The 13,237-nt window shown below is 63.7% G+C and carries 8 protein-coding genes and 2 pseudogenes; 6 read left to right on the top strand and 4 right to left on the bottom strand.

Annotated features, from left to right (window positions below):
- Positions 1–3 precede the first annotated feature (3 nt).
- The 3 genes and pseudogenes from WS57_RS06490 to WS57_RS06480 all read left to right on the top strand — a co-directional run bounded on the left by WS57_RS06490 (position 4) and on the right by WS57_RS06480 (position 4,665).
- The gene (locus WS57_RS06490) at positions 4–1,314 is read left to right on the top strand and encodes a cytochrome c (protein ID WP_069243915.1); all 1,311 of its coding nucleotides are present in this window, start codon (positions 4–6) and stop codon (positions 1,312–1,314) included.
- A 234-nt stretch (positions 1,315–1,548) separates the two neighbouring features.
- Entirely contained in the window at positions 1,549–2,994 is a 1,446-nt protein-coding gene (locus tag WS57_RS06485) for an NAD-dependent succinate-semialdehyde dehydrogenase (RefSeq protein ID WP_009690093.1), read from the top strand.
- 250 nt (positions 2,995–3,244) lie between these two features.
- Positions 3,245–4,665, top strand: a pseudogene (locus tag WS57_RS06480) (ISNCY family transposase).
- A gap of 484 nt (positions 4,666–5,149) precedes the next feature.
- On the opposite strand, the gene WS57_RS06475 reads toward WS57_RS06480, so the two are convergent.
- Positions 5,150–6,019: an LD-carboxypeptidase gene (locus WS57_RS06475; RefSeq protein WP_069243914.1), complete on the bottom strand. Its 870-nt coding sequence runs from the start codon at positions 6,017–6,019 to the stop codon at positions 5,150–5,152.
- A 260-nt stretch (positions 6,020–6,279) separates the two neighbouring features.
- A complete protein-coding gene (locus tag WS57_RS06470; RefSeq protein WP_069243913.1) occupies positions 6,280–7,236 on the bottom strand; it encodes a Rieske 2Fe-2S domain-containing protein in 957 nt (318 codons plus the stop codon).
- Between the two features lie 273 nt (positions 7,237–7,509).
- Here WS57_RS06470 and WS57_RS06465 point away from each other — a divergent pair, with 273 nt between their 5' ends.
- Positions 7,510–8,397, top strand: coding sequence for a LysR family transcriptional regulator (locus tag WS57_RS06465; RefSeq protein ID WP_069243912.1), 888 nt, complete (start codon positions 7,510–7,512; stop codon positions 8,395–8,397).
- A gap of 179 nt (positions 8,398–8,576) precedes the next feature.
- Positions 8,577–9,497: an SDR family oxidoreductase gene (locus WS57_RS06460; RefSeq protein WP_069243911.1), complete on the top strand. Its 921-nt coding sequence runs from the start codon at positions 8,577–8,579 to the stop codon at positions 9,495–9,497.
- Between the two features lie 56 nt (positions 9,498–9,553).
- Here WS57_RS06460 and WS57_RS06455 read toward each other — a convergent pair whose 3' ends face one another.
- Entirely contained in the window at positions 9,554–10,282 is a 729-nt protein-coding gene (locus WS57_RS06455) for a transporter substrate-binding domain-containing protein (protein ID WP_059517090.1), read from the bottom strand.
- A gap of 34 nt (positions 10,283–10,316) precedes the next feature.
- Positions 10,317–11,516, bottom strand: a complete 1,200-nt coding sequence (locus WS57_RS06450) for a pyridoxal phosphate-dependent aminotransferase (protein ID WP_059517092.1) — start codon at positions 11,514–11,516, stop codon at positions 10,317–10,319.
- Positions 11,517–11,746: 230 nt separating this feature from the next.
- On the opposite strand from WS57_RS06450, the pseudogene WS57_RS06445 reads away from it, so the two are divergent.
- Positions 11,747–13,194, top strand: a pseudogene (locus WS57_RS06445) (PLP-dependent aminotransferase family protein).
- The last annotated feature ends 43 nt before the right edge of the window (positions 13,195–13,237 follow it).

Here is a 13,237-nt window from a genome sequence, read left to right as displayed (position 1 = left end):
ACCATGCAAAATCTCGCTCAGACTCGCGCCGCCCGTGCGCTTCATGCATCGCTGGCCGTGCTCGCCGGCGCCTGCGCGCTGGCGGCCGGCACGCTTGCGCACGCAGCGACACCCGACGCCGCGCTCGTCGCGCGCGGCGCCTATCTCGCGAAGGCCGGCGACTGCGTCGCGTGCCACACCGCGCCGCGCGGCACGCCGTTCGCCGGCGGCCTGAAGATGGTCACGCCGATGGGCGCGATCTATACGACCAACATCACGCCCGACCCGGATACCGGCATCGGACGCTATACCGAAGCCGAGTTCTCGAGCGCGCTGCGCGCAGGCGTCGCGAAGGACGGCCATCATCTGTATCCGGCGATGCCGTATCCGTCGTATGCGAAGCTGAAGGACGACGACGTGAAGGCGCTCTATGCCTACTTCATGCACGGCGTCGAACCGGTAAAGCAGGCGAACCGGCCGTCCGACATCCCCTGGCCGCTGAACATGCGCTGGCCGCTCACGCTGTGGAACATGGTGTTCCTCGACACGACGCCTTACGCGGACAAGCCGTTCAAGGACGCGACGTGGAATCGCGGCGCGTACCTCGTGCAGGGGCTCGGGCACTGCGGGTCGTGCCATACGCCGCGCGGCGTCGGCTTCCAGGAGAAGGCGCTCGACGAAAGCGGCGCGGCGTTCCTGTCGGGCGCCGCGATCGACAACTGGTTCGCGTCGAACCTGACGGGCGAGCACAACACCGGGCTTGGCCGCTGGAACGAGGCCGACGTCGCGCAGTTCCTGAAAACCGGCGCGAACCGGCATGCGACCGCGTTCGGGTCGATGGTCGGCGTGATCAACCACAGCACGCAGGCGCTGACCGACGACGATCTCGGCGCGATCGCGCGCTACCTGAAAACGCTGCCCGCGGCGGGCGGCACGGGCGCGCCGCCGTACCAGTATGACCCGAAGGCGACGCAGGTGGTGCTCGGCCGGCCGGCGAACGATCCGGGCGCGAAGGTGTATAACGCATACTGCCTGCATTGCCACGGCGCGAACGGACAAGGCTACGCGCCGCTGCTTGCGCCGCTCGCCGGCAATCCGAACGTGCTGGAGCGCGATGCATCGTCGCTGATCAACGTGACGTTGAACGGCAGCGACACGCTCGTGATCGGCGGCGTGCCGTCCGCGTATCCGATGCCGGCGTTCTCGAACCAGCTGAACGACCGGCAGATTGCCGACGTGCTGACCTTCATGCGGGCCGGCTGGAACAACGGCGCGCCGGCGGTGCAGGCGGCCGAGGTCGCGAAGCTGCGCAAGGCGACGGCGGCCGCGCAGTGAGGATCGGCCTGCCGAAAGATGGACAACGGGCCGCAGTCCGGCGACGATGTCGGACTCGCGTGACGCCCCGTGACCGCGCTCGCGCGCCGCGCGCGACGCGAGAACCGGAGCACCGCGGGCGATACGCCCGCACCGTACGCCGCCGCGCACCTGGTGCGCCGGCGGCGTTCCCGATAACCGGCGTGCCTTCGTTCGCGACGGCGCGCTTTTTCGACGCAAAGCAGAGGTGTCTGGATGGCTAACGTGACTTATACGGATACGCAACTCCTGATCGACGGCGAGTGGGTCGACGCCGCGAGCGGCAAGACGATCGACGTCATGAACCCGGCGACCGGCAAGGTGATCGGCAAGGTCGCCCACGCGGGCATCGCCGATCTCGATCGCGCGCTCGCCGCCGCACAGCGCGGTTTCGAAGCATGGCGCAAGGTGCCCGCGCACGAGCGCGCGGCGACGATGCGCAAGGCGGCCGCGCTGGTGCGCGAACGCGCCGACGCGATCGCGCAGCTGATGACGCAGGAGCAGGGCAAGCCGCTCGCCGAAGCGCGCATCGAAGTGCTGTCGGCGGCCGACATCATCGAATGGTTCGCCGACGAAGGCCGGCGCGTATACGGCCGGATCGTGCCGCCGCGCAACCTCGGCGCGCAGCAGACGGTCGTGAAGGAGCCGGTCGGCCCGGTCGCGGCGTTCACGCCGTGGAACTTCCCGGTCAACCAGGTCGTGCGCAAGCTGAGCGCCGCGCTCGCGACGGGCTGCTCGTTCCTCGTGAAGGCGCCGGAGGAGACCCCGGCGTCGCCGGCCGCGCTGCTGCGCGCCTTCGTCGATGCCGGCGTGCCGGCCGGCGTGATCGGCCTCGTCTATGGCGACCCGGCTGAAATCTCGTCGTACCTGATCCCGCATCCGGTGATCCGCAAGGTGACGTTCACCGGCTCGACGCCGGTCGGCAAGCAGCTCGCCGCGCTCGCCGGGCAGCACATGAAACGCGCGACGATGGAGCTCGGCGGGCATGCGCCGGTGATCGTCGCCGAGGACGCCGACGTCGCGCTCGCGGTAAAGGCGGCCGGCGGCGCGAAATTCCGCAACGCCGGGCAGGTCTGCATCTCGCCGACGCGCTTCCTCGTGCACAACAGCATCCGCGACGAATTCACGCGCGCGCTCGTCAAGCATGCGGAAGGGCTGAAGGTCGGCAACGGCCTCGAAGAAGGCACGACGCTCGGCGCGCTCGCCAATCCGCGCCGGCTCACCGCGATGGCGTCGGTCGTCGACAACGCGCGCAAGGTCGGCGCGAGCGTCGAGACGGGCGGCGAGCGGATCGGCTCGGAAGGCAACTTCTTCGCGCCGACCGTACTCGCGAACGTGCCGCTCGAAGCGGACGTGTTCAACAACGAGCCGTTCGGCCCGGTCGCCGCGATCCGCGGCTTCGACAAACTGGAAGACGCGATCGCCGAAGCCAACCGCCTGCCGTACGGGCTGGCCGGCTACGCGTTCACGCGTTCGTTCGCGAACGTGCACCTGCTGACGCAGCGCCTCGAGGTCGGGATGCTGTGGATCAACCAGCCGGCAACGCCGTGGCCGGAAATGCCGTTTGGCGGCGTGAAGGATTCCGGCTACGGGTCGGAAGGCGGGCCGGAAGCGCTCGAGCCGTATCTCGTCACGAAGTCGGTGACGGTGATGGCGGTCTGACGGGGCGTGTGATTGCACGCACGCGTCGCGGTTCGTGCGGCGCGTGCGTTGCTTGTGGGTGGTTTGTTGGGCGCCGTTGTCGGGGGAAATGATGTCGCCCAATAGAATATTTTATTTTACATAACGTGAATTATCGTCGGATTGGATGTTAGAGCTTTTTAGTAATGTCCGGTTTGAGCTCGTTAGAAATGTCTGATCCCGGCTCCTGAGCCCGTGCCATGCTACGTGCTGGCATCGCCGGGAGCCCAACATGAACGGACGTGAACTAGTCACGGCAAGCATGCGCGAACTCGAACGGGTCAAGGTCATCGAGGCAGTCGTCGAGGGGCGCCTGAGGTGTGGTCAGGCGGCTGAGCGATTGCAGCTCAGTGCACGGCAGATCAGCCGGCTGTGCCGACGATATGAGGCGGCAGGTGTAGCTGGCCTGGTATCGGTCAAACGCGGGATGCCAAGCAATCGGGCGTTACCGATTGATTTGCGCGCGCGGGCTATGGCACTGGTGCGGGAGCATTACGCCGATTTTGGTCCGACGTTGGCCTGCGAGAAGCTGTACGAATGCCACGGCATCCGGCTTGGCAAGGAGACGGTGCGGCGCTGGATGTATGACGCCGGGCTATGGATTCCGCGCAAACAACGTCCGCCGAAGGTTTACCAACCGCGGGCGCGGCGCGCATGCCTGGGTGAACTGGTGCAGATCGATGGCAGCGAGCATCCATGGTTCGAGCAACGAGCGCCGCAATGTACGCTGCTGGTGTACGTCGACGACGCAACGAGCCGGCTCATGATGCTGCACTTTACGCAGACGGAGTCGACTTTCAGTTACTTTGAGGCGACGCGTTCTTACCTTGTGCGCCATGGCAAGCCAGTGGCGTTCTATAGCGACAAGGCCAGCATGTTCTACTGTAAAGGCCATACTGCGACGCCAGGCAAAGGCGTGACGCATTTTGGTCGAGCGATGTACGAACTGAACATCGACACGTTCTGCGCGAACAGCAGTTCGGCCAAAGGGCGTGTCGAGCGTGCGCACCTGACGCTGCAGGACCGATTGGTCAAGGAGCTACGATTGCGCGGGATCAGCACGGTGGCGGACGCCAACGCGTATGCGCCCGCCTTCATCGCCGCCTATAACGCTCGGTTCGCAAAGTCGCCGCGCAGCGACTTCGATGCACACCGGCCGCTGCGGGACGATGAGAATCTGGACACCCTGTTGACCTGGCGCGAAACGCGTTGCGTAACGAAATCACTGACGGTGCAGTACGACCGGGTGATCTACCTGCTGGAGGACACGCCGGCCAACCGCAGCTTAGTCCACCGGTATATCGAGGTTTGGGAGTATCCGGACGGGCGGATCGAACTACGGGCCGACGGTGCTGCCCTGCCCTATGTTCGTTACGACAGACTCTCGGAGATCGATCAGGGCGCGGTGATCGAGCATAAGCGGCTCAGGCACGTATTGCAGCTCGCTCAGGCGATTCAGGCGCAACGCGATAACCGGCGGATCTCGGGATCGCCCGTGGCGTTCCAGTGCGCACCGCGGCACCGTTACCCGGTACCAGGAAACAACGCTCATTCACGCAAACGGACGTCGAAGCGGCCATGCTAAGCCTCTCGCCTCAAGTACGCGAGACACACCAACTCGGCGGTCCGCGCGAGCACGCTGACCGGCCGTAAGCGCCCTGCCAGTTCAAATGCCGCCTTCCTGACACTCATCGGTCAACTGCGGAGAGACAGAAAACACACCACAAAGCCGGACATTTCTATTGAGCCAACAAGCAGACATTTGAATCTGGCCTCGACATGGATGTAGGTCCCAAGTTCAGATGTCGTGTTTCCGCTAAATAAAAATGTCGTGTTTTGGCTTGTAGGTTGATCGCCAACACCCCTCAGGGAGCGCCGGCGATGAACGTGACTGGGACGATCACCATGACGATGCGGGAACTGGACCGATTCAAGGTCATTCAGGATGTAGCCGACGGCAAGCTCAAGCCGTGGCGTGCGGCCGAACGGCTGGATTGGCCGCGGGACGGCAAAAATCCTGGACCGGTATATGCCTCAATTCCGAGACTCTTCCGGTATTCGACCGGGCATCAGCCCTTGCGCCTGTGCCCGGGACAGCCGGCTTTGAATGCGCGTTCCTGTCCTTCTGGATTCGACGCTACACGACGAACCGGATCGCGCTGTTCTCGATGGCAGCCTGGTTGCCGTATTGCCAAGTGATGTTGCGGTGTTCATGTCCGATCGGCAGACCCGAATAGATCGGCAGGCCGAAGCCGCCCAGCACGTCGACAAGCATCTGCTCGAGCGTGAAATCCGCGCCGTCCGGGATCGGGCAGCGCGTGAATTGCCCGAGCACGAACGCACGGGCTCCGTCGAACGCGCCGCTCAGACGCAGTTGCGTCAGGCTGCGGTCGAGCCGGTAGCCGAACTCCGTCACGTCCTCCAGCAGTACGATCGCGTCGCGTGAGCGAAGCGACCAGCGCGTACCCGCGACGCTCGCGAGTACCGTCACGTTGCCGCCGCACAAACGTCCCCGCACTGCACCAGGGGCGCCGGACAAATGCCGCAGACTCAACGCGGCGCGTTCGTCGCCGCTCAGCACAGCACGAATGTCGGCGCGCGTCGCGTCGTCGACCTTGGTCGCCAGACTGTGAAATGTCGGACCATGCAGCAAACGCAGGCCGGGCCGATCCGCGAGTGCGCAGAACAGTGACGTTGCGTCGGAAAATCCGATGATCGTCTTTGGCGTTGCGATCTCGTCGGGCAAGTGCTCAAGCAGATGCGCGCAACCGAATCCCCCGCGCGCGAGCCACACGATCTCGATCGACGGATCCATCAGGGCGCGCCGCAGGTCGTCCGCGCGCTCCTCGGCGGTACCGGCGAAATAGCGGTAACGGCTGCCGAGATGCGCGCCCGCCCTGACCTCGAAGCCCCAACTTTCGACGAGCGCAATGCCACGCGCGATGCCTTCCGGATCGGGCACGCCCGCAGGCGCGACCACGCCCACTACCTTGCGTCGCGATTCCATTCGATGGCTACCTTGATGATGGAGAACCTGCCGAATATACCCGACACCGCTTGCCAACGGCTCGGCCTTGCAACGCAGCGTGGTGCGCGCGGGGATGACGATCGCCGGCGTCCGCGAAACCGCTGCGTCGCCAGCGCCGCTTGAGAATCACCGTCGCAGCAAAAGCAAACAGCCCGTCAACCATTGATGCGTGGTGTACGGGCCGTCGCAGACCGGTTTGATTCTCCGGGAGCGATCTACAGCATCTCGAATGCGCCGCCTCAGGTCGTCACGGGAGTATCCGTGAAGAACTGCCGATACCAGTCGCGCAACTGAAACAGAGGCCCGTCACCGTCGCATAGCAGCGGCGCCGTTCTGTAGATCTTCCTGCGCCATAACACCACGTCCTGGTCGAAAGCGTCGTGCGCGAACTGTGCATACTGCCGCGCGATTTCGTCGGTATCCGGAAGACTCGGATCCCGTTGAATCTTTATGCCGTAGCAGACGTCCACATATTCAGTATCGACAGGCGTATGAATGTTCACCTGCTTGCTCGCGTACGTCCCGTCCATCGAGACATGCATCACCGCGGGCCCGTAATAGGTCGCTTCCGTCATGAGTGTCTGCCCGAGCGTCGGGTGGCCGCCAATCTTCGATCGCTGCGACGCGACGTGACCTTCGAAATTCACGGCGATCTCTTCGATCGGCGATCCGTGGACATACGTGAAGTGCGGCGCGTCCACCAGATTCTCGATAATCTCCTTGCCCTGGGTCCGCACCCGCCAACGCTTGAAATACCATCCGGTCCACCCTTGCTGCCCATTCATGGCCGGATCCACCGGTAGCTCCCACGTCGGAGGGCCGCCCGCCGGATCGAACCACATATGAACGATCTGGTTGACTTCGCGCACCCGGTAGGAAGCAAGAGCACCCTCCTTTGCCTTAATGGGTATGCGTTTGGCATACGGAACGTCGACGCAGGCGCCAGTCTGCGAGAACTTCCATTCGTGAAACGGGCAGACGATCGTGTCACCCACACAGCGGCCGTCGCCAAGATGGGCGCCCAGATGCGGACAGAATGCGTCGAGGATCGACACGATGCCGTTCTCACCCCGAAACGCGACATACTCGTTGCCGAAGTAGCTCAGCGACTTGATCTCGCCGACCTTGATCTCGTCCGAGAATAGTACTGCGAACCATCCTCGCGGATATTTTCCAGAGAAAAAATCTTCAGACACGTCCCCTCCTTTACTTGCTCTGACTCTCGGAGAACGAAAGCGCCGGAACAGCACGGACTTTCATCGCGAAATGCATCACGAACTGGTTCTAGTGAAATGCCAACCGCGAGCATAGCGAGTCGGCATTTGCGAAATGATTCTTGCGTAATTGGCCATCTTTTGATCCGATTTGATTAGGGGAAAATTTGAAGGTGAGCCTGACGCTGCGATACACTGAGACAAGAGTCTAGAGAACGCCGAACCTCAAGAAAATGAGTTTATTTGCACTCCAACATGCAAAAACGCACACCCGGCGCGGTTAAATGGGACGACCTGCGCTATTTCCTCGCCGTCGCAAAATCCGGTTCGTACTTGGCAGCTGGAAAGGCGCTCAGCGTGGACCGAACCACGGTCAGCCGGAGAGTCGATGTCCTGGAGAAAACCATCGGATGTCAGCTTTTTGTGCTGGACGACAGCGGGTTCCAACCCACCCCCGCTGGACGCGCAGTGCTTGCAGTCGCGTCTCAGATGGAGCAGGAAGCAAGCGTTTTGGCAGCAGTCATGCAGCGAACGCTAGGCGGTGTCGAAGGAACTGTTCGACTCGCAATGTCGGCCTCCCTTGGCGACATCTTCATCTCGGACATCGTCGCGTTTCACCAGCAGAATCCCTTCGTGAATATCGAGGTGAGCAATGTCAGTGATCCGCTCACACAGGTATTGGAACGACGTGCGGATATGGGAATCTGCGTATCGTACGAGCCGCCGTCCAGGGTCGACAGCGTGCCCCTCGGCGAAGTAGAGATCGCTGTCTACCGTGCTGTCGGGTATTGTGGTTCGGACGCACAGGAAACGTGGATCGGTTGGGGAGACGATATTCCCAAGCCGTTTGTCGACTGGCTCAAGGACTACGCGCCAGACGGTGCTCGCGTGAGCACAAAGGTCAATTCGTGGGACGCGCTTCGCAGTGCGGTCTTGTCTGGCGGCGGCATCGCGCCTCTATGGTGCATGCTCGCCGACCGGGAACCCGGACTCAAGAGAGTTTCACCGGATGCCCGGAAGCACTATTTGACGCTTTGGCTCACCGCCCACGAAAGTTCGAAACGGACAGGTGCGCAACAGGCGGCTTGGGTGTTTCTTGCCGAACGACTGCGTCGAAACCTGACTGCGATCGGGGCATCGTAGACTTCTCGCTGGACAGCATCGGCGAGCACGCGCACATTGCGAAGACCGTTGATAACCGCTTTTGCAAAACCGCCGCGAGATGAACCCGGCAACCGAAGCCGTCCCCTTGACCTTAAAGTTCCCTTCAAGGTTAGCCTCTTGCTTGTCGTCATTGAGACAAAGTCGCAAAGGCAAAGGACATGCAAACGATATTAGGGGCGAACGGCCAGATAGCAACCGAACTGGCCCGGGAACTGCGGCGCAGCGATACGGCCGACATACGCCTCGTGAGCCGCAATCCGCGCAAGGTCAACGCGACCGATACGCTGGTGTCGGCCAACCTGCTTGATGCGCGCCAGACCGCCGAGGCGGTGAAAGGCAGCGACATCGTCTACTTCACGGCCGGCCTGCCGCCGGACACCGAGCTGTGGGAGAAACAGTTTCCGGTCATGTTGAAGAACGCGCTGGATGCGTGCCGGGCGGAAGGCGCCAGGTTCGCCTATTTCGACAACACCTACATGTACCCGCAGGACAACCGGCTGCAGACGGAGTCGACACAGTTCGCGCCGGTGGGCCGCAAAGGCAAGGTGCGCGCAGCGATGGCCTCGATGGTGCTCGAAGAGATGGCACGCGGCGACATTCCGGTGCTGATCGGCCGCGCCCCGGAATTCTATGGCCCGGGCAAGACGCAGAGCTTCACGAACGCACTGGTCATCGACAGGCTCAAGGAAGGCAAGAAGCCGAAGGTGCCGTTGCGCGACGACACGCGGCGCACGCTCATCTGGACGCCCGACGCGAGCCGCGCACTCGCGGTACTCGGCAACACGCCGGACGCGTTCGGGCAAACCTGGCATCTGCCCTGCTGCGACGATCGCCCGACATACCGCGAGTTCGTCGACATGGCGAGCCAGGCATTCGGACAAAAGGCCGCCTATTCGATCGTCGGAAAGTGGGCCTTTTGGGTGGCGGGTGTCTTCTCCCCTCAAGTACGTGAAATCAGGGAGCTTCTGCCCCGTTACGAACAAGACAACCTGTTCGATTCCACGAAGTTCAAGCAACGGTTCCCCGAGTTCAAGGTGACGAGCTATCGAGCGGGCCTTGAAAAAATTCGACGGGAATGAGCGGAGGGACGGGCAACTTTTGGGCCGCTAAGCCGGCAAGCTGACTGAAGCCAAAATCACTCCGCTCCGCCACCACCCACAACGCCATCGATCTCGGTCCCGGCGATCCCGTACTTCGCCATGCGTGCCCGATGATCGGGCGACCCGAGATACGCGCGCAACTGCACGTTGACGGCTTGCAACAGGCCCTGGTTCTCCTTGCTGAAAGAAAATGCGCCCACCGGCGCCTTTCCGGACGCGTCCGGAGCATGCGCGACCGCCTCCAGTTCCGGATTCGCATCCGCAATGCGGCGGTTGCCGATCGCAGTCGCCGCAAACGCATCGATCTTTCCGGCCAGCAATGCGGCGACGGCATCGGGCTGATCCTTGAACAGAACGATCTGCGCATCGCCGACGCCCGCCGATTTCGCGGAATCGATCTGAACCTGTCCCGGGATCAGCCCCAGTCGCACGTCGGGCCGCTTCGCCACCGCATCGTAGCCGGTCAGCGCCTTCGGATTGCCGCGGCGGACCACGAAGCCGTCGCCGAGCGACCAGACCGGCAGACTGAACGCGACTTGCCGCGCGCGGGCGGTCGTCACGAAGATCGGCACATTCATGTCCCAGCGCCCTTCGCTGACGCCGGGCAGCAGTTCTTCGAACGCCGTCAATCGATGGTCTATGGTCGTCACGCCGATGGCTCGCAGCACCACGTGCGCGAGTTCGATGTCCGCACCGGTGGCGGATCCGTCGCCTCCCGTCCAGTAGAACGGCGGCTCCTCGACATACGCGAGACTGACTTTCATGATGTTCCTCCTGTAATCAGCGGGTCGATATTGCTCAGGCGGCCACTTCATCGAGCGCAGCGGAAAGCGCGGACAACGCATCGCCGAGGCGCTCGGGCGGCAAGTAGCCGAACCCGAGCCGGAACACGCGATCGCTTTCGCCGAACCAGCTACCGGCGGCAAGCTGCAGCGCGTACTCGGGCAGGATCGCCCAGACGCGTGAAACGGCATCGTCGTCCAGCGCATCGGCCCGCAGCCGCACGCAGCACATCGCGCCGGCATCCGGCCTTACCCATTCGATCCGCCGCGCCTCGCGAGCACACCAGTCGGCCAGTTCGTCGAGCGCGCGGGCAAGCAGGCGCCGCCGAGGCCCGAGCACCGCTTCCCGATGATCCAGCACGACTGCCGCGAGCGTCTCGTCGAGCACCGAACCCGAGATCACCGTGTTCATCTTGGCGACGATCAGCCTCGCGCGCAGATCCGGGTCGGCCACCGTGAGCCAGCCGGTTCGCAAGCCGGGCGCGCCGAGCGCCTTCGATACCGACGCGCCGGTGACGATCCGTGCGTCGAGACCGGCAACGCTGTCGATCACTGGCGCGTCGCCGTAGCTCGCCTCGCGATAGGTTTCGTCGACGAACAGAATGGCTTCGGGGGCGCGGCGCGCCATCAGCCCCAACAGTTTCTCGATATCGGCGTGCGAAGTCTGGACGCCGGACGGATTTTGCGGTGACGCAAGGCTGATTAGTTTCGTTTTCGGCGACAGGCTCGCCTCGATTCGCGCGAGGTCCAGCCGGTAGCCGCTTTCGAACGTCGAACGCACCTCCCGCACCGTCACGCCGGCGCCGAGCAGGCTGTCGCGGCACGGCGGGAAACACGGCGTGACGAGTACCGCCTCGTCGCCGGGACGGCAAACCTCGAATGCCAGCAAAAACAGTCCGAGCGCCGCGCCCTGGGTCGTGACGACCTGTTCGGCCGGAACCCTGCAACCTCGCGCAATCGCGTCGCGAAGTAGGTCGGCGCCGGCCGACTTGCTGTAACCGAGCTTGAGCGCGCGAATCGATTCGATGCCGGCCATGTCGAGCACTTCCCCGACCGTCAGGTCCTGTGACGTGCTCTCGGCCAGGTTGAACGGTCGGTTCACATCGAGCAACGAAATGATGTCGTTGCAAGGAAAGCGCCCTCTCCACTCGCCCGCCGTGGGTCCGTCACGTCCCGTCCGGAACGTCATATCGGAATCCTGACGAATCGTTTTCATGCGAATGTCTCCCGCTTGCTGTGAATATGCGGTGCCGCACGATCCGCTGCCTGCGGCTGCGCGCGCGAAGTATGCCGATTCCTATGCCATCACATCCGACGATGCGATTGCGACCCGTGCATCGTAGCGCGCCGGCAAAAACCATAACAGTCACAATTTCGTGAGGATGGACCATCACAATTCGACTTGTCGCGCGACGGATGACGGACCGATAATCGCGACGTGTCCCGATGCCAACCCACGCCATGGAAACGTCCTCTCCGTACCGCTACCAGCAGCTGGCCGATTTCATCGTCGGGATGGTCGACAAGGGCGCGCTTGCGCCGGGTACGCGCCTGCCGTCGGTGCGCGCATTCAGCGAACAGCATCGCATCAGCGTGTCGACGGCGCTGCAGGCGTACCGGCTGCTCGAGGATCGCGGCATCCTGGTCGCCCGGCCGCAATCGGGTTTTTATGTCGCGACCGCGCGACGCGGCACGCTGGCGTTGCCCTCGACGCCACGTGCGCGCGCCAGGGCGTCGACGGTGTCGATCAGCGGCGCCGTCGCGGGGCTGCTCGAACATGCAGCCAACTCGGCGCTCGTTCCGCTCGGATGCGCGGTTCCCGACCCCGCGCTACTGGAGTCGAAGCGGCTCGATCTGGCGCTGGCGCGCGTCGCGCGACAACAAGGCGTGCGCTACAACGTCTATTCCCCGCCGTACGGCGACCCGCGCCTGCGGCAGGAAATCGCAAAGCGTGCGATGCGGTTCGGGCACGCGCTTGCGCCGGACGACGTCCTCGTCACGAACGGCTGTACCGAAGCGCTGACGCTTGCCCTCAGCGCGGTGGCGCGGCCCGGCGACACGATCGCCGTCGAGTCGCCGACGTATTTCGGGCTGCTGCATACGCTGGAAGTCCTGGGCCTGAAGGCACTGGAACTGCCGACCGACCCGACACGCGGCATCGACATCGGCGTGCTTGCCGGCTGGCTCGAAACGGGATCGGTGTCGGCCTGCGTGCTGTCGTCGACCTTCAGCAACCCGCTCGGCGCGACGATGGCGGAAACGGACAAACGCGCGCTTCTCGAATTGCTGGCCACCCATCGCGTGCCGCTGATCGAGGATGACGTTTACGGCGATATCCACTTCGGCGGCAAACGGCCCACGCCTTTCATCGCGCTCGATGACGGCGCCGACACGATCTATTGCAGTTCGTTTCCAAAAGCCTCGCGCCGGGCTACCGGATCGGCTGGATCGCTGCGGGAAAACGCATGCAGCGGGTGATGGAGCGCAAGCTCGCATTCAGCCTTTGCTGCCCCGCGCTGGCGCAGGCGGCGCTCGCGGAATTTCTCGCGAGCGGCGCCTACGATGCGCATCTGCGGCGCCTGCGCCGCGTGCTCGAGGAGAATCTCGCGCGCATGACCGACGCGATCGAGTCGAGTTTTCCGCCCGCGACGAAGGTAAGCCGGCCCGCCGGCGGGTTCGTGCTGTGGCTCGAACTGCCGAAACGCTTCGATTCCCGCATGCTGTTCGACGAAGCACTCGAACACGGGATCTGCTTCGCGCCCGGCGACGTGTTCTCCGCGAGCCGGCGCTTCCGGAACTGCATGCGCCTGAGCGCCGCCTACGCGTGGAGCAGCCGCATCGAAAACGGCGTCCGCCAATTGGGACAACTCGCCGCCCGTCAACTCGATCGCTGACAATCGAGGACGCTGCCCGCGTGCGAATGCCATGCGAACACCG

Source organism: Burkholderia pseudomultivorans (assembly GCF_001718415.1).
Taxonomy (GTDB): domain Bacteria; phylum Pseudomonadota; class Gammaproteobacteria; order Burkholderiales; family Burkholderiaceae; genus Burkholderia; species Burkholderia pseudomultivorans_A.
The sequence above is the reverse complement of the archived record's forward strand: the minus strand, read 5'-3'. Positions and strand labels throughout refer to the sequence as shown.

Bases quoted from the DNA above. Each gene is read 5' to 3' on its own strand.
- WS57_RS06490 (WP_069243915.1), top strand. From the start codon at position 4: ATGCAAAATCTCGCTCAGACTCGCGCCGCCCGTGCGCTTCATGCATCG.
- WS57_RS06485 (WP_009690093.1), top strand. From the start codon at position 1,549: ATGGCTAACGTGACTTATACGGATACGCAACTCCTGATCGACGGCGAG.
- WS57_RS06475 (WP_069243914.1), bottom strand. From the start codon at position 6,019: ATGGAATCGCGACGCAAGGTAGTGGGCGTGGTCGCGCCTGCGGGCGTG.
- WS57_RS06465 (WP_069243912.1), top strand. From the start codon at position 7,510: ATGCAAAAACGCACACCCGGCGCGGTTAAATGGGACGACCTGCGCTAT.
- WS57_RS06460 (WP_069243911.1), top strand. From the start codon at position 8,577: ATGCAAACGATATTAGGGGCGAACGGCCAGATAGCAACCGAACTGGCC.
- WS57_RS06455 (WP_059517090.1), bottom strand. From the start codon at position 10,282: ATGAAAGTCAGTCTCGCGTATGTCGAGGAGCCGCCGTTCTACTGGACG.
- WS57_RS06450 (WP_059517092.1), bottom strand. From the start codon at position 11,516: ATGAAAACGATTCGTCAGGATTCCGATATGACGTTCCGGACGGGACGT.